This is a genomic window from Pseudomonas sp. GM49 (genome assembly GCF_000282355.1).
GTDB lineage: Bacteria > Pseudomonadota > Gammaproteobacteria > Pseudomonadales > Pseudomonadaceae > Aquipseudomonas.
This window is the reverse complement of the sequence record NZ_AKJL01000339.1, coordinates 1-21,075: the sequence shown is the minus strand read 5'-3', so window position 1 is coordinate 21,075 and position 21,075 is coordinate 1. Positions and strand designations below refer to the sequence as shown.

Annotated in this window: 16 protein-coding genes and 1 pseudogene; 6 read left to right on the top strand and 11 right to left on the bottom strand. The window is 61.7% G+C overall.

The window, feature by feature from the left end:
• The 10 genes and pseudogenes from PMI29_RS00315 to PMI29_RS00360 all read right to left on the bottom strand — a co-directional run bounded on the left by PMI29_RS00315 (nt 1) and on the right by PMI29_RS00360 (nt 10,763).
• A complete protein-coding gene (locus PMI29_RS00315; RefSeq protein WP_008004688.1) occupies nt 1-1,137 on the bottom strand; it encodes a glycosyltransferase in 1,137 nt (378 codons plus the stop codon).
• On the bottom strand, nt 1,130-2,098 hold the full coding sequence (locus PMI29_RS00320; RefSeq protein ID WP_008004686.1) for a glycosyltransferase: 969 nt from the start codon (nt 2,096-2,098) through the stop codon (nt 1,130-1,132). The genes PMI29_RS00315 and PMI29_RS00320 overlap by 8 nt, the downstream gene beginning before the upstream one ends.
• Entirely contained in the window at nt 2,095-3,462 is a 1,368-nt protein-coding gene (locus tag PMI29_RS00325; protein WP_008004685.1) for an O-antigen ligase family protein, read from the bottom strand. Before PMI29_RS00325 ends, PMI29_RS00320 begins: the two co-directional genes overlap by 4 nt.
• Nucleotides 3,459-4,553: a glycosyltransferase family 4 protein gene (locus PMI29_RS00330; RefSeq protein ID WP_008004683.1), complete on the bottom strand. Its 1,095-nt coding sequence runs from the start codon at nt 4,551-4,553 to the stop codon at nt 3,459-3,461. Before PMI29_RS00330 ends, PMI29_RS00325 begins: the two co-directional genes overlap by 4 nt.
• A complete protein-coding gene (locus PMI29_RS00335) occupies nt 4,550-6,142 on the bottom strand; it encodes a GumC family protein (RefSeq protein WP_008004681.1) in 1,593 nt (530 codons plus the stop codon). Before PMI29_RS00335 ends, PMI29_RS00330 begins: the two co-directional genes overlap by 4 nt.
• Nucleotides 6,143-6,156: 14 nt before the next feature.
• Entirely contained in the window at nt 6,157-7,188 is a 1,032-nt protein-coding gene (locus tag PMI29_RS00340; protein ID WP_008004678.1) for a polysaccharide biosynthesis/export family protein, read from the bottom strand.
• A 22-nt stretch (nt 7,189-7,210) separates the two neighbouring features.
• Nucleotides 7,211-7,858, bottom strand: coding sequence for a CpsD/CapB family tyrosine-protein kinase (locus tag PMI29_RS00345; RefSeq protein WP_008004676.1), 648 nt, complete (start codon nt 7,856-7,858; stop codon nt 7,211-7,213).
• The gene (locus tag PMI29_RS00350) at nt 7,859-8,605 is read right to left on the bottom strand and encodes a sugar transferase (protein WP_008004674.1); all 747 of its coding nucleotides are present in this window, start codon (nt 8,603-8,605) and stop codon (nt 7,859-7,861) included.
• A 126-nt stretch (nt 8,606-8,731) separates the two neighbouring features.
• Nucleotides 8,732-9,091 (bottom strand): annotated as a pseudogene (locus PMI29_RS00355) (UDP binding domain-containing protein); the annotation flags it as partial.
• Between the two features lie 631 nt (nt 9,092-9,722).
• Entirely contained in the window at nt 9,723-10,763 is a 1,041-nt protein-coding gene (locus PMI29_RS00360) for an AraC family transcriptional regulator (RefSeq protein ID WP_008004669.1), read from the bottom strand.
• 71 nt (nt 10,764-10,834) lie between these two features.
• Between PMI29_RS00360 and PMI29_RS00365 the strand changes: the two genes are divergently transcribed.
• Complete coding sequence (locus PMI29_RS00365) at nt 10,835-11,749, top strand: LysR family transcriptional regulator (protein WP_008004667.1); 915 nt, start codon at nt 10,835-10,837, stop codon at nt 11,747-11,749.
• Nucleotides 11,750-11,877: 128 nt separating this feature from the next.
• Here PMI29_RS00365 and PMI29_RS00370 read toward each other — a convergent pair whose 3' ends face one another.
• Entirely contained in the window at nt 11,878-12,798 is a 921-nt protein-coding gene (locus PMI29_RS00370) for a LysR family transcriptional regulator (protein WP_008004665.1), read from the bottom strand.
• A 94-nt stretch (nt 12,799-12,892) separates the two neighbouring features.
• Here PMI29_RS00370 and PMI29_RS00375 point away from each other — a divergent pair, with 94 nt between their 5' ends.
• The 5 genes from PMI29_RS00375 to PMI29_RS00395 all read left to right on the top strand — a co-directional run bounded on the left by PMI29_RS00375 (nt 12,893) and on the right by PMI29_RS00395 (nt 20,496).
• Complete coding sequence (locus PMI29_RS00375) at nt 12,893-13,732, top strand: AraC family transcriptional regulator (protein ID WP_008004662.1); 840 nt, start codon at nt 12,893-12,895, stop codon at nt 13,730-13,732.
• 683 nt (nt 13,733-14,415) lie between these two features.
• Complete coding sequence (locus PMI29_RS00380; protein WP_008004660.1) at nt 14,416-16,242, top strand: DUF1302 domain-containing protein; 1,827 nt, start codon at nt 14,416-14,418, stop codon at nt 16,240-16,242.
• Nucleotides 16,243-16,253: 11 nt separating this feature from the next.
• Entirely contained in the window at nt 16,254-17,591 is a 1,338-nt protein-coding gene (locus PMI29_RS00385) for a DUF1329 domain-containing protein (protein WP_008004658.1), read from the top strand.
• Nucleotides 17,592-17,764: 173 nt separating this feature from the next.
• On the top strand, nt 17,765-19,114 hold the full coding sequence (locus PMI29_RS00390; protein ID WP_008004656.1) for a DUF1254 domain-containing protein: 1,350 nt from the start codon (nt 17,765-17,767) through the stop codon (nt 19,112-19,114).
• Nucleotides 19,111-20,496, top strand: coding sequence for a DUF1254 domain-containing protein (locus tag PMI29_RS00395; RefSeq protein ID WP_008004654.1), 1,386 nt, complete (start codon nt 19,111-19,113; stop codon nt 20,494-20,496). The genes PMI29_RS00390 and PMI29_RS00395 overlap by 4 nt, the downstream gene beginning before the upstream one ends.
• Nucleotides 20,497-21,075: the final 579 nt, after the last annotated feature.

The window sequence follows — 21,075 nt, the reverse complement described above, 5'->3', positions numbered from 1 at the left end:
TCATCGATTTTGCTCGGGGTTCCATTGGGCGTAACGTCGACCGCGCAGGAACTGCCACAGGCCGATGCTCATCCCGGCAAGGGTCACCAGAAGGAACGCGGCGAGGCGGAAGGGTTTGGGCAAGCGGTGATGCGAATCCAGCAGGCCGGCAATGGCCATCGTGTAACCGAGCAGTTGTGCGATCAGGCTCAGGCGATAAAAACCGTGGTCTTCCCACAGCCAGAAATTGCTCAGCAGCAACGGCAGCAACAGGATCGGCGCCAGCCGCCGGATCAGCTTGTGGCTGATCAAGGCAATCGCATACAGGCCGTGGGTCAGCGGATTCAGCAGCTCCCGGCGCTGGGCCAGGCTTTGCAGGCCACCCACCGTGACCCGCTGGCGGCGGCGAAATTGCTTGTCGGCTTCGTCCACGCCCTGGTCGATCACCCGGGCCTGGGGCACGTAGACAATCCGCTTGAACGCCACCGGCGCGCAGGTGCTGATGAAGAAGTCGTCATTGACCTCCGCCGGCACGTTCTGGAACAACTCGCGGCGCAGGGCGAGCAATGCGCCGTCGGCGGAGACCATGCAGCCAGTACGATTTTCCACGTAGCGCAGCCAGCCTTCATAGTGCCGATACAGGCTGTCGCCCACGCTCAAACCCTTGCCGGTCACGGGGATTACCATATGCCCGGCGCAGCCTCCGACCTGCGGGTCGTTGAGCGGCGCGAGCAAGTGGCCGAGGGTGTCGGTGGACCATTGGTTGTCGGCGTCGGTGAACACCAGGATCTCGCCACTGCTGATCGCGACCCCGGCATTGAGCGTCGCAGCCTTGCCCTGGCGGGGCAGATCGAGCACGGTGATGCGCGGGTCCTCGACCCGGCGTGCGCAAGCCACGGTGTCGTCGGTCGAGCCATCGCTGGCAAGGATGATGTGCAGCGAGCGGGCCTGATAATCCTGGGTGAGCACGGTGCGCAGTTTTTCTTCGATATGCCGCGCTTCGTTGTGCGCGGCAATCACGATGCTCACGTCCATCGGTTGTGCCTGTCCATGGCGCGGTGCCGGGTAGAACGGCGCCAGCAACGTCAGTATCAGGGGATAGCCGAGATAGGCGTAAACCGGTAGCAACAGGCACAACCAGTAAATGAATTCAGCCACGGGCGGGCCTCCTGGCATTCCAATGACAAAGGCTGAGGATAAACGCGGCACCCGCCAGGTGCAGGCGTACCCAGTGCAGACCCCAGAGTTGCAGGGTCAGGAGCATGTCGCGGTGCTTGATACTCTGGCGCACGCTCAGGGCCAGTGCGGGCAGGACGGTCAGCAGCAGCATCAGCACCCCATGAGGGGGGAAACCGTTGAACAGGGCGAAAATGGCCACGAAATCGATCACCCAGACGGCAATCGACAGCAGCGGAAAACGCAGTAACCGCAGGCTGGGTCCATGGGTACGCAGCAGTTGCAGATGACTGCCCTGGCGCCACAATTCCTTGCCCGTCCATTCCCGCCAACTGCCTTCGTAGCCCCAATGCAGCGCCACGCTTTGGTTGACCGAGAGCAGTCTGGCGCCAGCATCGGACAGACGCATGGTCAGCTCCTTGTCTTCGCCGGTGCGCAGTCGTTCATTGAAACCACCGACCTTGTCGAACCAGCGACGGCGCATCAGCAGGTTGGAACTGGGCAACCATTGCGCGACATGCAGCGGCTGCGTATCGGGGCGCAAGGTGCGGCGCTGCCAGGCGTCGGCGTACCACGGCGCTTCGGCCGGGGTGTGCAGGTCAAGGCCAATGACATCGGCCTGGCCTCCGGACTCGAGATCGAATAATAGCTTGAGCCAGTTCTCGGGCATCTCGACGTCGGCATCGATAAAGGCCAGCCATTCACCGCTGGCGATCGCCGCTCCGCGATTACGCAATGCACCGATGAGCAGGCCGGGCAGGACCAGAACCTGGGCGCCGAACTGCCGGGCAATGTCCGGCCCCTGGTCGTCGGAGCCGTTGTCGACCACGATCAACTCGCACTCGATGTTGGCCGCCTCGGCGGCATGTCGTGCCGCGAGCAGGGTCCGGGCGATGTGCTGCTCCTCGTTGTACATCGGGATGACGATACTGATGCGGTTCATGCCTTGACCTCCGTCGTCGGGGCTTCTTCGGCTTTAGTGCGCAGCACGCTGGTCAACGCGAGCATGATCCACAGGTACTTGTGGTTCGGCGCGCTGAGGAACATCAGGAACAACGTCAACGACAGAAAGCTCACGCCGAGGTGGGTCATCAGATCGGCCTGATGCCCGTCTCGTCGCAACAGCCAGGCGCGGCGGGCGCGGATCAGGTTGTACAAACCCAGGGCCAGCATGCCGACGAACATCACGCCAGCGGGAATCCCCAGTTCACTGAAGATCTCCAGGTAGGTGTTGTGGGCACGACGGTACAGGTCCTCGGTCTTGCCGCTGACGGAAAAGGTCTTGGCATAACCGGTGGTGGCGTAGTGCAGCGGGAACGTGCCGGGGCCAGTGCCGAGCAACGGGTTCCTGGTGATCATGGCGCTGCCGACCACAATGTAGGAGGCGCGACGGCCCAGGGACGGGTCCTGACTCTTGGCCCCGGAGCTGAGGATGCTCAGCGACTGGATACGCGCCACGTAACCGGGCGGCATCGCATAAAGCCCCAGCGCAATCACAATGGCCAGGCCGAGCATCGCAAAGCCCAGGTGGCGCGGACGGATGCGTGGCAACTGCGCACGGTAATGCCACGCGCCGATCAACAGGCTGAGGAACAACACCACCAGCCCCGAGCGGGATTCAGTCTTGGTCATGCCGCCCAGCAGCAAGAGGGCACAGGCACCCCAGAACAACCGGTGCAAGCGGTTCGGGCTGTGCACCACCAGCAACAGCGCCAAGGGCACGGCGAAGGCAATCATCAGGGCAAAGCTGTTCGGGTCGTTGAGCAGGCCGGATGCACGGCCCTCGTCCTGGTACTTGGCGGAAAACATCGCCATGGCGCAGGTCATCGCGACACTGATGGCAACCAGTTTGGCGAACAGGTCGAGGTTCAACTCACGCCCGACCAGCAGAGTGATGACAAACAGAATCAGGCCGACGCTCAATTCGCGCAGGTGGCCCAGGGACATATCCATGTCGTCAGTGTTCAACAGGCTCAGCAGGTACAGCACCATGAACCCGACCAGCAAGCGCCAGATATTGCTGCGCAGGCGCTCGGCCGGCAGTTGGTGAATCGCCAGTTGCAGCATCAGGATCAGTGCCAGCGAGGCCCCGAGGAACTTGGAGCCGGATAACGCGTTGCCCGTGAACAGCCCCTCGAAAGGCAGGATGGCGACAATGCCCAGCAAGCCCCAGGCCGGTTTGCGGTATAGCACCGCGACACCCACCAGGCCCAGCACCGCTCCCGGCGCCAGATACGGATAGGGGCTGGCCAGCAATCCGAGGCAGACCAGGCCGAGCAAACTGACGATCGAGAGCGGAACAATCACGCGCGTGCCTCCCGTGCAGTCCGGATGTAAAGCTGCGACCAGCGTTCGGCCAGGACCTTGAGGTCGTAGCGATCCCGTTGCGTGCGTTTTGCGTTGTCGATCAACTCGCCGGCCAGGGCCGGGTCAGCCAGCAGCGCGCCGATCTGGCGGGCGAGGGCCGTGCTATCGGTGGGTGCCGCCAGCAGGCCGTTGTGGCGGTCCTGCAAGACATCCGGAATCCCGCCGACGCCGAAGGCCACCACCGGCACCCCGGCCTGCATCGCTTCGAGCAGAATCATTGGCGTGCCTTCGGTGCGCGAACTGATCACCAGCGCATCGAGTTGTCGCCACCAGGCGCGCATGTCGGTCTGGTAGCCCGGCAATGTGATGCGCGCCTGCAAGCCTGCCTCGTCGATCCGTGCCAAAAGGCTTTCCCGCTCCGGCCCATCGCCGAGCATCACCGCATCCAGTTGCGGGTACTGCTGACACAACGGGATCAGCGCATCGAGAAACAGGTCAGGGCCTTTTTCGCTGCTCAGGCGCCCGACGTAACCGGCCAGCCAACGTTGACGTGCGCCACTGTGCGGCAGCAGGTCGTTGGCCTCCGGCAGGCCATTGGGGATCACCTGCAACTTGTCCGTACGCACATTGGCCTGACGGTGCAGCGCGGCAATGCTTTCGGCGACACACACCACCCGGTCCACCGAGGCCGTGCGGCACAGTTGCAGGCTCAGCCAGGTGTAGAACTTCTGCTTGCGACTGCGCGGGGTGAAGCCGTGCTGGGTGATCACCAGCGGCAGGCGCAACAATGTGGCGCCGACCCAGCCGAACAACAAACCCTTGAAGTTGTGCGTATTGATCAATGGCCGCTGGTCCCGGCGCTGGCGCAAATGCCTCAGCAACGCGCCCAGGCCCGCACAGCCGAGGCAATCCACGCCGGCCTGGCGAAAACGCGCGATCAGTTCTGGCGGCGCATCGAGAAACAGCACCTGATGCTGCCCCGGCGTCGCCAGGCAATGGTCCAGCAGCATCCGCTCGGCCCCATAGAAGCCGCCGCTGCTGAGCAAATGAATGATCGGCAGGTCGTGGGTGGCGCCGAGCGGTGCGTTCAATTGCGTACCCAGTGCACGAGGGCTGGAACACTCCAGTTCTTGTGCGGGTTGTTCGGCAGGGTGTTTTGATCGTTGATCACCAGCAACACCGGCAAGCCGAGTTCATGGGTGATTTGTGCAGGGTGCTTGAAGCGGTGGTCGAAGAACTCACGCACATAGACAAGGGCAATCGCCAGCAGCAAACCGGTGAGCAGGCCGAACGGAATGATCAGCATCGGTTTGGGGAACGCCGCTTCGGTCGGTTCGAACGGCGGGCTGAGCACCCGTGCGTTGGACAGGTCGTTGTCCAGCGCGCGAGCCGTGCTGCTTTCGGCGAAGCGCTGGGCATAGGTGGAGAACGCCGCATGCAGCGCATTGATCTCGGTGTCCAACTGCCGCAGCTTGCTCCGGGTTTCCTGCAATTGATGGATGCGATTCTTGAACTCGGCAATGCGCGCGGTTTTCTGGTCGATGACCGAGCTGATCGTCGCCAGGTCGCTGGTGCGCTCCTGAATCCGGTTGCTGACAATCTTCAGGAACTGCCCACGGGTGCGGGTGATTTGCGCGCGGGCCAGTTGCATCGGCTCACTGCCGGGCTGAAAGATCGCCAGGTCGTCCATGTAGCGGCCGACCAGGGTCGTCAGTTGTTCACCCAGTTGCTTGATTTCACGGTCTTCGAAAGCGACGTTGTCGACCGTGGTGGTGAAGGTGTAGGGGAAGGTGTAGTCGTTGAATTTGGCGTTGTTGGCGGTCGCCAGGTTGGCTTTCAGGTAATCGAGCCAGCGCTGGCTTTGCAGCAGTCGGTCCTGATACAGGTTGAGTGCCTGCTCCTCGGTGTTGATCGCGTTGAGGCGGAAAGTGATTTCTTCCTTGGGGTTGGACGAACCGATGCTTTCGAGCAAGGCCAGGCGATTGGCTTCCAGGCCATCGAGACGCACCTGGTACTGCAATTTCTTGGTCTCGTAGAAGCTCTGCGGCAGGTCGATCGATTGCATTTCCTGGCGGCTGACCAGGTAGTTTTGCAGCAGGGCGCTGACGAAACGGGTGCCTTGGGCCGGGTCAGGGAAGCTGTAGACGATCGAGATCACGTTGGAGCCCGGCAAGGTTTCGACCTTGAGGGCTCCGGACGCTTGCTGCGTGAGGGCATCGAGCACGGTGTCGCGTACCGGATCGGTCTGCAGCCCGAGCAGGCTGCGAACCGGGTTGATCACGTGCTCGCGAACGGGGTTGCTCACAAACCGTTTGAACGGCTGCACCAGCAGTTTGTTAAAGGCGCTCACGGGCGGCGTGTACTCACCCTTTTCGCGCAACTGGCCGATGGTCTGGCGGATCAGGGCCGGCGAACGCAGGATATTGCTCTCGGTCTCCATGTCCGCCAGCGACGGGGGAATGAAGGAAGCGTTTTCCTGATTGAGGGTACTGGTGGCATCCCCCTGGGAGATTTTCTTGGACTGCACAATCACCTGTGCGGTGATATCGAAGCTCTGCTTGAGCAACAGCGGCAAGACCACGGCGATCACCGCAAAGATCAGGAAGACTCGCTTCACCAACTGCTTGTTGGCGAAGAAGATCCTGAAGAACTCATGCAGGTAGTTTTCCTTTGGATTCATGTATCACCTAAGAGTCAATTGCTGCTGTCGTCTTTGTTGTCGACGCGGTAGCTGAAGCTGAGGCCCATGCCCTGGAACAACACGACGTCCGCCAGTTGCCGCGCGAGCTCACCGGCGCTGGCCAGTTTGGTCTTGGGCACGTACAGCATGTCGTCCGCTTGCAGGTAGGCGATCTGGGTGGCGTCGCCGGACAAGGCTTTTTCTGCGTCGTAACGGTGCGCGACCACCTGGTTGCCGTTGCGCCGCATGATCATCACCGAGTCCAGGCGTGCCTTGGCGTTGGAACCGCGGGCCATGGTCAGGGCTTCGAGCACCGACACCGGGCGGCGGATCGGGTAGGAGCCCGGCTGGCCGACTTCACCCAGTACATAGATTTCGTTGCCGGCGGTGGACTTGAGCAGCACGTCCACGGTCATGCGCCCCGGCAGGGTGGCGTAGCGTTTATTGAGGTAGGCCGCCAGCTGGTCGACGGTCATGCCTTGCAGCGGCACGGCGCCGATTTCCGGGAAACTGGCGTAGCCGTCGGTGCCCACGGTGATTTCCCGGCTCATGCCGGTGGTAGGGTGGTTGAGCACGGACTTGAGGTTCCACTCATTGGCCAGCGGGTTCACCACCATCACTGACAGCTGATTGCGGTTGGGCTGGAACAGCTGTTTGCGATCGTAGGCGCGCTGAATCGCGTCCCGTGCTTCATCGCGGGTCAGGCCCTCGATTTTCACTGTGGTGTGGGCCCCCGGCAGTTCGATGGTGCCATCGGGCAGCACCAACTGGTTGCCGTTGAACTGGCTGGCGGCGGTGAAGTTCAGCGCGATCGTGTCCCCGGACTGCACGCGATAGGCGGCCGAGCCACTGGTGCTGATGTGGAAGATCACGTCCAGCACATCCTGTGGGCGCAGGGTCTGCTCGACCTTGGGCACGTCAGTGGCCTGGGCGTTGGCCGGTGGGGCCGTGAGGATTTGCACCGGCATGCTTTGTGATTCGTCGGAGGAAGTGCTGGAGCAACCTGCAAGGGGCAGCAACAGCAGGACAAGCATCTTGGCGTTCATGGCGTCATCCTTGTCTGATTGCTCACAGGTTTTTGTACAGCCATTCGGGCATGTAGTACTTGCGTCGGTTGAACACGCTGCCGACCAGTTTTGCCCCAGCCTGGCTCAGGCGCTGGGCCGCGGCCTGGGCGACTTCCCAGCGGGTGTCTTCCGAGCGCACGACCAGGACCACGCCGTCCACCTGGGTGCTGATGACCAGGGTGTCGGAGGCCGAATACACCGCGTCGCCATCGATCACCACGAAGCGGTAGCGGATGCCGAGTTGATCGAGCAGCGGGCTCAGGCGCTCGGGTGTCAGGTGTTCGTTGCCACGGGAGTAGCGGCCGAATGGCAGAACGTGAAAGGGCAGGCTGGAGACGTCCACCACGCAGTCCTGCAACAAGGGCGGGCTCTGGGTGTTGAACAACAAGTCGCGAAACCCCCGTTCCTTGCTCAGCCCCAACTGTTGCGTGAGGTTGGTCGCCGACTGGCTGGCATCCACCAGCAGCACCAGGCCGCTGCTCATCTTCGCCAGTTGACTGGCCAGCGCCAGGGCACTGGTGGTGGTGCCTGCGCCGGAGTTGGCGGCAGTCAGGAAAAGGATCCGCAGGTTCTGATCCAGCACGGTCGATGTCAGGTTGGACTCGCTCGGGCTGGCAATGCTGAGGCTTTTAGCCGATGAACCGTCCATTTAACTCGCTCCGTGACCGCTGAACACTTTGAAAGGGGTTTTCAACAGAATCTTCAAATCAAGCAGCAGGCTCTGCTCGGCAATGTAGGTGAGGTCCAACTCAACGCGCTGGTCGAAGTCGATATTGCTGCGCCCGGAGATTTGCCACAGGCCGGTCATGCCGGGGTAGATGCTCAGGCGCACGAGGTGTTCATTCTTGTACCGGTAGGCATTGAACGAAGTCGGCCTGGGGCCTACCAGGCGCATGTCGCCGGTCACCACGTTGAGCAGGTTCGGCAGCTCGTCGAGACTGGTGCGCCGCAGGAAGCCGCCGATTCCGGTGATGCGCGGGTCCTTGTCGATCTTGAAATCGATGGCGTCGGCGCCGTGCTTGTTCAGGTGTCGCAGGGACTCCTTGAGCTCCTCGGCGTTGGCGACCATGGTGCGAAATTTGTACATGCCGAACATGCGGCCGCGATAACCGGTGCGTTTCTGCACGAACAACACCGGCCCCGGACTGGTGAGTTTGATGGCCAGCGCCAGCCCCAGCAGCACCGGAGAAATCAGCACCAGGATCAGCAACGCACTGAAGCAGGCCAGGACGCGGTTGGTGCGCGACAGGGTCCACGGCCGGCCACCTTCGCGACCGGTCATCCAGCCACGGCCCTGCATGTGAATGGCGGCATCCATGCGCCTGCGCTGCTCGGGGTCCAGGCGCTTGTCCCTACGCATATTGGTAAGTGGCACACTTTTTTCGTGTCCAGACATAAATTCTCCGCAGTGTTGAGCCGCGTGGGTGACAGGCAGTCAGTAGTAAGTGCGGGACCAGGCAACGAAGCGCCCCAGTCCCTCATCGAGCACCAATAAAACCGGCCGCTCCGGTGACGAGAGTCTTCATGGACGTACGGCCTCGGGCACGATGTGGCGCAAGCCAATGCCGCTGTAGTGCAGGTCGTCGCGGTAACCGTAAAGGCGCCGGCATTCGGACAGGGCTTGCGGGTCGTAGGCCTGCACGCTCGCGCCTTCGGCCCAGAGTGCTTCCATCAGGTAGCGGCTGGGTGCTTCGCGCATATCATTGGTGTCGGGTTTGAACGCCAGGCCCCACACGGCGATGGATTTACCGGCCAGTCCGCCGGGAAATTGCGCCTTGAGTTTGCTGAACAGAATATGTCGCTGGTGGTCGTTGACCTCGGTCACGCTACGCAGCAACTTCAGGGGCATTGCGGCGTGTTCGCCGGTGTGCAACAGGACGCGATGTCCGACATCGGCCAGTGCAACTGCTTGTATCAGGCCAACATAGCCTGTACCAAATACGCTTACATCCATATTAGCGCCTCGTAAAACGGTGGAGAGTTGCAAAACAGGACTGTCAAATGGTGTATAGACCAGCCTCGGCAATCCGTGTCGGCAATCCGGCCTGTTAAAGGGGTGAGACACCCCCAAATGTGGGGGCGATTGCCATCAAAGTCGCACTACTATTGGGTTTCCCCCCGATTTTGGCTGTTTGGCGAAAACCTCAAGAAAGCGACAGACGGTCGTGGGCCTTGAAATACAAGGGCTGCAGCTGCTTGAATGCGTCGGGTTTGAGTCACTGAATTAATGACGATTTTGCCCAAAGTTCGACAGTTCTTACGCATAGATGGCGCAATGCCGGTGTTAAAAAATGTCCAACAACCTATTGGTCAAGTGCCTGTCGAGTCGATGTCGGAGCAGTACTTGCCTTGAGCCATGCGCCTGACCATCGCTGAAACCGAAGCCATCCCTCGACGTCCGCCCCGTGACAAGCGCTGTCAGGTTTTTGGACACTCAACCCACTCATCATTTGTAGCTGGAAACCGGGGGGACGCAAAAACCAAAAGCACCCGTGGCGCACGAGTGTGGTTTTTCATTGGCCTCGCCGGGTTCGATACAAGCCCGGCGCGCACTCCAGCCATCGCAGGCACGCACGGTTGAAGCTTTGCACATCGCTGTAGCCCAGGCGGTCGGAAATCTCCACCAGCTCCAGGTCTGTCCCCTGCAAAAAGTCTTCGGCCCGGTAGCGGCGGTACTCGTCGAGCAGCTCTGAAAAGCTCCAGCCCAACGCCTTCAAGCGTCGGGCTGCGGTGCGCTCGAGCAAATGCTGGGTGGTGCAGAATTGCTGCCAGTTGGCCTCGGCGAGGTCGGTGATCAAATGGTCGCAGACTTGCTCCAGCAAGGTCGGCTCGCTGTTGCGTCGGGTCTGCTCCAGCAACTCGACCAGCGTGTGTTCCAGTTCATGATTGCCCGGTGTCAACGGGATGACGAACAGTTGCGGATCGAGGCGGATCGAGTGCTGCGCCTGGCCCCATTGCACCGGTGCGCGGAAGGCTTGTTCATGTTCCTGCGGGTTGGCCGTGCAAGCGCCAACCAGGCCAACGTCGAGAATCGGATCACGTTCCAGGCCACTGGCGAGGAATTTGCGCCGCAACATGCTGCACAGGCTGATGAGGATGTAATCGGCGGTCGCTGCACTGGCTTTCACGCTACCGCAGTCGAGCAGGCGAAGTTCGATGCGGTCTGCGCCGCGCACGATCTGCGCCCGGAAGTGCCCGTTGAAAAACGGAAAGAAGTGCACGAAATACTGGCAGGCGCTGTCCAGTGAGGCGGCCACGTCGAACAAGTACGTCAGGCCGTTGGTGGCGGTGGAAACGAAACGCCGACCGGCCGCCAGGCCGATCAGCGGGTCGCCGCTCTGTTCCAGGGCAAACGCCCAGAAGCGCCGCGACATGAATAGCGGAATGCGCATGAATGGCGTGCGCAACTCGAACAGGCTGCGACGAAACAGGCCTTCGATGCTGTCCCGGGACACACCGCGGGCCAGCAACTCTTCGATGGCCGGCAACAGGGTCGGCGCGTAGAACGCATTGGGGGTTGATCGGTCGTGCAGTGGCTGATCGCTTTTTGTCATGTAGGGCTCACAGCTTGTCCCGGAACACTGGTTAGGCTGCCCGAAGTTAAGCGATTTGTCGGAGCAAGACCATGCTTGATTTACGCCAGCTCGATTTGAACCTGTTGCTCGCCTTCGATGCGATTTACCAGCAGCGCAGCGTCACCCGTGCCGCCGAGGTGATGTGCCTGTCGCAACCGGCCATGAGCAATGCATTGCGTCGCCTGCGCGAATTGTGCGGCGATCCGCTGTTCATCAAGAGTCGCCTGGGCGTGACGCCGACACTGGTCGCCCATCGTCTGGCCGACTACGTGCGTGCAGCGCTCGAGTCGTTGCGCGATGGCTTGCGCATGATTCCCGCCGCGCGGCAGAACAATCCGCTGCTGCGCATCAGTTGTCTGGATTGTCTGCAACCGGTGTTGCTCGATGCCTTGCTCGAGTCGCCCCACGCCGATTGGCAGGTACGTTACTTTCAGCCCCGGCGCCGTGATGCCTTGCAGGACCTGGCCAGCGGCAAGCTGGATATCCTGATCGACCTCGACCAGCCGCTGGCCGGGCTTGCCGGCCTGCACAAACAGGCATTGCCCGCCGACCATTACGTATTCGCCTATGGAGCCGCACTCAAGGAACCGCCGCGGACTCTGCAGGACTATCTGGAGCAGCCGCAGATTCAGGTGTCGAGCCGCCGCGACGGGCTCAGCCCGGTGGACTTGCAACTCGGTTTGAAGGGCCTGCGCCGCCATGTGGCGATGAGCACCCAAAGCACCCTGGCCGCGAAGCTGATCGCCGACCGCCAGCCGTTCGGCATCAGCCTGCCAAGCCGGGTCGCCAGTGTGCTGGGCCTGCAACACGTGCCGCTGCCCCTGGACGAACCGGTGGAGTTGAAACTGGCGCTGTACATCGAGTCGCGCTATCGCTTCGAGCGCAGCCGCGAGGAGGCGATGCATTGCCTGCTGCGCGCCCTCGGTGAGCCCCGGGTATTGCAGTCGTTCGCCCGGCGCGCGTGATTTGAATGTGACGCCAAACCCTGTAGGAGCGAGCTTGCTCGCGATGGAGTGTCATTCACCGCTGTGTCGACTGATACACCATCGCGAGCAAGCTCGCTCCTACAGGGATTTGTGCGTTTTCAGCAGGACTAATTCGATGCCAGCAAGCGCCGGTCAACCGTCAGCACCGCCTCAACCATCGCCAGCGCGGCCGGTGTCAGGGAGTGGCCGGCGCGGCTGACGATGCCATAGTGCAGTTGCAGGCCGGGATCATCCTTGGGCACATCGGCAAATTCCAGCAGGCGGATCTGGCCCTGATCGACCAGTTCGGCAAGGGCCTCCACGGTGGCGATGCCCACCGCGTCGGAGCGCATGACCACGCGGCGGATGGCATCGAATTGCGCACACTCAACGCTCGGGTTGAAGTCTGCCTCGCCCTGCACGTCGGCGAGGATCTTGCGGATCATCGGCGGTATCCGCGTGCCGACCACCGCGTAATCGAGCAGGGCGCGCAGGGACAGGTTTTCGCACATGGCCAGTGGATGACCGATGCGGCAAAAGAACCGTCCGCTGCGCGGGCGCAGCAGTTGCACCTGATACTGCGGGTCGCCGGTGAAGTAGCGTGCGTCGGCCACCAGAAATTCGATTTGCTGTTCCCGCAGCCACAGCGCCAATTGTTCCCAGTCACCTTGATGAAAACTGATGCGGATCGCCGGATGAGCCTGAATGAATTCCGCCAATGCCTCGGGCACCAGTAACTGGGCCGGATAGGGGCCGCAGCCGAAGCGCAACTCGCCACCGGTCAGGCCGTTGTATTGCGTCAGTTCGTTGTGCAAGGCCTGGCTGCCGGCGAGCAGGCGCCGGGCATGTTGGAGCACCAGTTCACCCTGGCCGGTCAGGCGGAATTCGCGGCTGCTGCGCTCCACCAGCACGCAGTCGAGATCACGTTCCAGGGTCTGGATGCTGCGACTGAAGGCGGGTTGACTGAGATTGATCGCCTCGGCGGCACGGCCGAAATTGCGGTAATCGGCCAGGGCGACAAGGTGGCGGAGTTGGCGTAGATCCATCATGCGTTTCCTGCATTTGGCGGATACTTTTAATGCATTGGATCGATAGCACAGAGGCTGGCATAAGTACACGCCTGTCTTCTCGCCGTAACGTGCCATGACCAGCCAACCGTTCATTTCCAGCGCCTTTACCCGCACCATTCTCAGCCATGCCCGGCAGTCCGGACTGTGCCAGGAGCAATTGCTGCAACGGGCCGGCATCTGCCTGTCGTTGCTCGAAGGTCAGGACCTGCAGGTGCCCGCGCACCTGGTTGAACGCTTGTGGAACGAATGCGAGCGTGCGGGCGCAGGGGTGTCGTTTGGCTGCGAACTGGTCAACGGCATGGCGACCACCACGTTGCGGGGGTTGAACATTCTGCTGGACTCCGCTGCGACCCTGCGCGCGAGCCTGGCGTGTTTCACTGATTTTCTGCCACGGGTGACCAACTACGTGGTGGCGGAACTGGAGGAGGGTGACGGGCAGGCTCGCTTGCATTTGCGCAGTGTTGACCGGCAGCCGCATTTTTTTGCTCTCGATGCGGCGACCCTGACGTTGGTGCGCAACATCGCCCGGCGTCTGGGGCGGGCACCGGCGCAGGTGTTTGTCGCTGTCCGCCTGACTCCGCAACAGGCTGCCGGGCAGTGGTTGCGTAGTGTTGGTGTCGAGGTGCAAACCGGTGGGCATCCTTGCCTGATCTTGTCGCCGGGCAGTCTCGATGAGCCTCTTTTGGGGGCCAATGCGTTTTTGCATCAGAGCATGTTGCGGCACTGGCAGACTGCTGCGGCGCAACATAGCCGTAGCGACAGCCTGGAGTTGGCGCGGCACTGGTTGACGGCGGGCGATCAGCCGATTGAGCGGATTGCCGAGCGGTTGGGGTATCGGCAGCCGAGTAATTTTATTCGGGCGTTTCGTAAGCAGTTCGGGATTACGCCTAAGCAGTTTCGCCTTGGTTTATAGGGTGTGTACATATCCGTTGCTGCGGTAATGGCGGCTTATGGTTTCGCCCTTACGGCGAGTCCCTTTTGGCAGACGCCCGGAGTGCCGGCCCAGCCAAAAGGAACCAAAAGGTCTCGCCCCTGACGTACGGCCCCTCGCTTAGGCTCGGGGTTCCTTCGCTCCGGCATTCATCCGGGGGCATCGCCTCCGGTCGGCTTCGCTCGACCTCCTCTCGATGTGTTCGGCTGCGCCGAACGGCGCTGCGCGCCCACCCCCGGATGAACACCTCCACTCAGCCTGCCGAGGGGGCGGGTGGATCAAGATCAAGAGCTGCAGGCGAGCTAACGCTCGGCCTGATGAGTGTTGAAGAGCATGGGTGTACGCAGCCCTGCCTTTGCTCTGCTCTCTGTAGGAGCGAGCTTGCTCGCGAAAAACCTGAGAGCACCGCGGGGTGTCAGGCTCCCCGCATCATCGTTGACCTCCATCGCGAGCAAGCTCGCTCCTACAGGCTCTTCCAAAGTAACCCGCCGTAAGGGCGGAACCAATAGCGGCCGTTACCGCAAAAACGGATATGCACACCTTCAAAAAATACCGCCTGCCACGCAGCCACCCCGATGATTATTTTTTGTCGGCCATCGCTTGCGTGTCTCGCTCGATAGTTGGGCACCGTGTCCGGGCTGAGCAAACCAGACCGGAGCCTAATAATGATAAAAAAACGCTCGGCCACAGCCGGAGTCCGCCAACGACTGCACCGGCTTGGCCATACCCGTCCGCAACCCCTTGCGCTGGCGATTCTTGCTGTACTCACGGGGCCGACGTACGCCACCACATTTGAGCTCAACGAAGACTGGAGCCTGTCGACCAAGACCAGCCTGAGCCTGGGCAGCAGCTGGTCGACGCAAAACCCCGATAGAAGCCTGATGACCCGCGCCAATGCCTTGCAGGCCCAGGGCGTGGATGCCAATGGCAGCAGCGTCAGCGCCGACGACAACCGGCTCAACTTCGAGAAGGGCGACCCCATCTCGCAGCTCTTCAAGGGCCTTACCGATTTCAGTCTCGATGGCCAGGGCCAGGGCGCGTTCATTCGTTTCAAATACTGGTACGACCACGCCTATGAAACCGGTAACGGCCGTTTCAAGGATTTCGATGATTCGGGCTGGGATGACCTGGCCAAGTTCAAGGGATTTGAGGTGCTCGATGCCTACGTCTGGAAAGACTTCCAGGTGGCCGAGCATCCGCTGAGTGTGAAGGTCGGCAACCAGGTGTTGTCCTGGGGTGAATCGCTGCTGATCCAGAACGGCATCAACGTGATCAACCCGCTGGACATCTCGGCGTTCAACCGCCCCGGTGTGGAAATCAAGGAAGGCCAGTTGCCGGTGGAGATGGTGTCGTTCAGCTTCGGCCTGACCGACACCACCAACCTCGAAGGTTTCTACCAGTACAACTGGCGCCCCAGCGTCCTCGACGGTTGCGGCACCTTCTTCGCCAGCAGCGATGTGATCCAGCCGGGTTGCGGGCCGCTGTTTCTGAGTCAGGTACAGACCGATCAACAGATGCAGGCTGCGGGTTTGTTCGCCACGTCCCGGGGCAACGAGTCGCCGTCCGACTATGGCCAGTTCGGCTTTGCCCTGCGCCAGATGATCCCGGCGCTGAACGATGCCGAAGCGGCGATCTACTACATCAACTATCACTCGCGGTTGCCGTATTTCACCATTAATGCCAGGAACACCGCCTTGCCCGGCACCTTTCCCGGTGGCATCCAGGGGCCGAGCTATGCGGCGGCCTTCCCGGAAAACATTCACCTGTATGGCATCAGCCTCAACGGCGTTGAACCTGTCAGCGGGATTTCCCTGGCCGGTGAGTTGAGCTACCGACCGAACATGCCGCTGGCGATCAACGCGCCCGACGTCAACGTCGCCGTGATTTCCGGGGCGGGGGGCAGTTCCTGGGTGCAGTTGCCGCCCGGTTTCAGCACCACCAATGGCAGCCCGTTCGATGCGTGGGAGCGCAAAGGCGTCTGGCAGGCAACCGGTTCGGCGACCCAGGCCTTCGACAACATATTGGGCGCCACACGCCTGAGTCTGTTCGGCGAAGCCGGCGTGGTGCACATCGACGATCTCGGGGACGAGCGCCTGGGCCGTAACGCCGCGTTCGGCCGCAGCGCTCCGCGCAACGGCACGCCGTGCAACACGGTGGCTTCCGGTGTGACCAACCAATACTGCACCGACAAGGGCTTTGCCACCGAGTGGTCGTGGGGTTATCGCCTGCGCGCCAGCCTCGAATACAGCGACGTGTTGCCGGGCATCAACCTGATTCCGGCCGTCAACTGGCGGCATGACGTCGAGGGTTATTCCTACGATCCGCAAGGGCCGTTCCAGGAAGGCCAGCAAGCCCTGGGCGTGAGCCTGACCGGCGTCTACATGAACGATTACAGCGTGGAACTGGCCTACAACGCGTTCTTCGGTTCCAACGACTACAGCACCCTCGACGACCGCGATTTCGCATCCATCAGCCTCAAGGCAGACTTCTAAGGAGAACCGTTATGCGTATGCAATTGTGCGTGCTGGCCCTGGCCTGCACCGTCGGCCTGGCTCAGGCCAAAGGCACCGATTCGGCGGCACTGGGCAAGACCTTGACCCCCATGGGCTCGGAAATGGCAGCCAATGCCGATGGCAGCATTCCCGCCTGGACCGGAGGGCTTGCCGCCAACGCCGGTACCGTTGACAGCAAGGGTGGTTACAGCGATCCGTATGCCGCGGAGAAACCGTTGTTCACCATCACGGCGAAGAACGTCACGCAGTACGAGAGGTTTCTCAGCCCTGGGCAAGTCGCGTTGTTCAAGCGCTTTCCCGACACCTACAAGATGAACATCTACCCGACCCATCGCAGCGCCAACCTGCCCAGGGATGTGCTGACGGCAAGCCGCGACAACGTCGCCAAAACCAGCATGGCCGACGGCGGTAACGGTCTGCATGACTACGTCCGGGGCATTCCGTTTCCGCTGCCCACCGAAGGCCTGGAGGTGATGTGGAACCACATGACCCGTTACCGGGGCGGCAGTTATGAGCGCATCAGCAGCTCGGCGTTGGTGCGTGAAAACGGCGCCACCAGCTATGTGCGCAATCAGTCACTGATCAATTTCGCCGACACCGTCGGCGGGCTGGAGACGGGCTCCAACATCCTGTTCATGTTCAAGAGCCGGGTGCTGGAACCGGCGCGTCTGTCCGGTGAGGCGGTGCTGGTGCACGAGCCGATCGACCAGGTCGCCGAACCGCGTTCGGCCTGGCAATACCTGCCGGGGCAACGTCGCGTGCGTCGCGCGCCGATGATCGCCTATGACAACAGCGCCCGTTACAGCAATGGCCTGATCACCGCCGATAACATCGACGGCTACAACGGCGCGCCGGACCGTTTCGACTGGAAACTGGTGGGCAAGCAAGAGCTGTTCATCCCTTACAACAGCTACAAGATCGGCAGCCGCGACCTCAAGTACGACGCGGTGATCAAGCCCAACCATGTCAATCAGGACCTGGCCCGGTATGAGAAGCACCGCGTGTGGGTGGTGGAGGCGACCCTCAAGCCCGGTGCGCGGCACATCTACGCCAAGCGCCGCTTTTATGTGGATGAGGACAGTTGGCAGATCGCCCAGTCGGATCAGTACGACAGTCGCGGTGAGCTATGGCGCAGCGGTGAACTGCACGCGATTCAACAGTACGACCACGGCTTCACCTACAACGTGCTGGAAACCTCCTATGACCTGATCTCCGGACGCTACTACGCCGGCGGCCTGGCCAACGAAGAGACTGAACCGATGCGCGTGGGCTTCGCCGCCAAGACCGACGACTACACCCCGTCGGACCTGCGGCGCTGGGCCAAGTAACCATTCGCCAAATCACCACAAGTCCAATGTGGGAGCGGGCTTGCTCGCGAAGGGGCCGTGTCAGTCGACATCATTAGTGAATGACACACCGCTTTCGCGAGCAAGTCGGGTCGCCGCATCGCCGCTCCCACAGGGATCTGTGTGTGCCGATGTTTATCTAAAGGAGATCTACCGTGCGCTACTGGATATCTGCTCTTGCCCTGGGCGCAAGCCTGGGCACCGTTCACGCAGCAACCCTCGATCAACCCAAGGCGAAGGCACTGGCCCAAGAGGCTTATGTGTTCGCCTACGCCACGGTCGAACACGACAAAGTACTCAGTGCCATCGCCGCGAAGCTGCCGTTCAACAAGCTCTATAGCGAACCGCGCCTGCTTGGCCCGCAGGACAACAAAGTCGTGTCGCCGAACAACGACACCTTCTATTCCCGGGCCTTGCTGGATTTACGCGGCGAACCGATGGTGCTGGACGTGCCGGCCGTGCAAGGTCGCTACTACAGTTTTCAACTGGTGGACATGCGCACCGACAACCTCGACTACATCGGCACCCGCGCCACGGGTGACCAGGCGGGGCGCTACCTGATTCTCGGGCCGGACTGGAAAGGGCCAGTGCCATCGGGTTTCAGCGCTGTGATTCGCTCGCCGAGTCGGCTGGTATTCCTGTTGGGGCGGACCGAAGTCAAAGGCGAAGCGGATCAGAAAGACGCCGCGCAAGTGCTGAAGGGCTACGCCTTGCAACCGCTGTCCAGAGTGAGTGGCGGCGCGGCGCCTGAACCGTTGGCACCGCTGCAACTGCCAGCGTATGCGGACACCAGGCAAGGGCCGGCACAGGCGCTGTTCAACACGTTTAACGCGCTGGCACCCTTGCATCAGTGGACCGCCAGCGAGCAAAAGAAACTGGCCCGTTTCGCCGCCATCGGCGTGAACCCGGGGGCCGAGTTTCAGGCCCCGGCGGACTTGAGCGAAGCCGTCGCCCAAGGTGCCGAAGCCGGCCGCGAGCAGGTGCGCGCAGCGTCGAGCCAGTTGTCAGTGGAGCAGCAGGGCTGGTTCCCGTCGCCTTCCAACGTTGGTAAGTTTGGTGACGACGACCTGACCCGTGCCGCGGTCGCCTGGCGTTACATCTACGCCAACGATGCGGTGGAAGCGCTGTACCCGATGGCACTGCACGATGCCGAGGGGCAGACGCTCGACGGTCGACACGCCTATCGCCTGCATTTCCCCGCCGGGCAATTGCCGCCGGTGAATGCGTTCTGGTCGCTGACCTTATATGACGGCAAAACCCAGTTGCTGACCGCCAACCCGATCCAGCGTTACGCGTTGGGCGATCGCAGCCCTGGTCTACAATACGATGCCGACGGCGGCTTGACCCTGATCCTGCAAGCCGATGCGCCCAAGGCTGCGCCGCAGGGCAACTGGCTGCCGACGCCGCAAGGTCCGTTCAACCTGCTGTTGCGCCTGTACCTGCCCAAGGGTGGGGCACTGGACGGGAGTTATCAGTTGCCGACGATTGCGAGGATCGAATCATGAACCTGATTTTCAGTCGCCGCCGGGTGCTGGGCGGCATGGGGGTATTGGGAGCAGGTCTGATGTTCCCACGCTGGTTGCTGGCCGCTGATTCCGATGACCGGCGGCAGATTGCCAAAGAGGCGTGGATTTACGCGTACCCCATGCTCATGCATTACCAGACCATGGAAAAACAGGCGCTCAACCCGGCCGCGCCAGAGTACGTTGGCGGCTTCAACCGCTTTCGTCATTACAGCGAGTTGTTTACCCCGAACAACCGCGACATCGTCACGCCGAACAACGACACGCCGTACTCCTGGGCCTGGCTCGACCTGCGCAGCGAGCCGCAAGTGTTGAGTGTGCCGGCCGTGCCTGACGACCGCTATTACGTGCTTCAACTCGTCGACCAGTACACCCATAACTTTGCCTATGTCGGTGTGCTCAGCACCGGTCGCGATGCGGGGAATTACCTGATCGCCGGACCCGACTGGCAAGGCCCGACACCCGACGGCGTCAAGGCCGTGCTGCGCAGTGAAACCGAAATCGTCATGGTGCTTGGGAGAACGGGCCTGAAAAACGCCGGGGACCTGCCAGGGGTGCGTGCCTTGCAGCAGCAATACGGTTTGCGTTCGTTGCATGAGTACATCAGTAGTGCACTGCCTGTGGCTGCGCCGGCGATTGACTGGCAACCCTGGGATAGCAAGACCGGGTTGGGGCTGGAGTTTATCCCGGCGCTGAACCAGATCCTCAGCCTGTGTCCCACGCAACCGTCCGAACAAGCCTTGCGCGCACGCTTTGCACGCATCGGCATCGTGCCCGGCCAGGGTTTCGACCCGGCGACGTTGCCGCAAGCAACGCGCGAGGCACTGCTCGCCGGGATTCAAGACGCCCAGGCGCAGTTGCAAGTCGCGGTGAGCCAGGTACGTACCACCCTCGGTCTGTTCGGCACTCGCCAAGCGCTGAACGGCAATTACCTCAACCGCGCTGTCGCGGCGAATGTCGGCATCTACGGCAACAGCGTGGAAGAGGCCTTCTACACCGGCGCTCGCCTGGATAATCAGGGGCAACCCTTGCAGGGCGGGCGAAGCTATCGCCTGCGTTTCGCACCGGGTCAATTGCCACCGGCCAGCGAGTTCTGGTCGCTGACGTTGTATGACTTGCCGGACCGGCAACTGGTGGCCAACCCGATCAATCGTTACTGCCTGAGCAGCCGGGATAGTTTGCAAGAGGATGCAGATGGTGGGTTGACGTTGATCCTGCAGAACGCCGCTCCGCCTGTGCAGAGCAACTGGTTGCCGACGCCGGCAAGCGGGGCGTTCACCCTGGTCCTGCGCTTGTATGGGCCTGGGCAGGAGGTGGTCAATCAGCGCTGGCACATGCCGGTGGTTGAAGTGGTGTCTGCCTGAGCCGCGCTCCTGCATTGGATTTGTGTCGTTCACACATGTTGTGGGCAACCCTGGATCCCTGTGGGAGCGGGCTTGCCCGCGAAAGCGGTGTGTCAGGCGGCGTGGATTTTTACGGGTGTACATATCCGTTTCTGCGGTAACGGCGGCTTATGGTTTCGCCCTTACGGCGACTCACTTTTTTTACAAGCGCCGGAGTGCCGGCCCAGCAAAAAAGTAAGCAAAAAAACGCTCGCCCCTGACGTACGGCCCCTCGCTTAGGCTCGGGGTTCCTTCGCTCCGGCATTCATCCGGGGGCATCGCCTCCGGTCGGCTTCGCTCGACCTCCTCTCGATGTGTTCGGCTGCGCCGAACGGCGCTGCGCGCCTCCCCCCGGATGAACACCTCCACTCAGCCTGCCGAGGGGGCGGGTGGATCAAGATCAAGAGCTGCAGGCGAGCTAACGCTCGGCCCTGTAGGAGCGAGCTTGCTCGCGATGGACGTCAACGATAACGCGGGGAGCCTGACACCCCGCAGTGCTCTCAGGTTTTTCGCGAGCAAGCTCGCTCCTACAGGGAAACGAGTTCAGTTGTGATCAAGCCG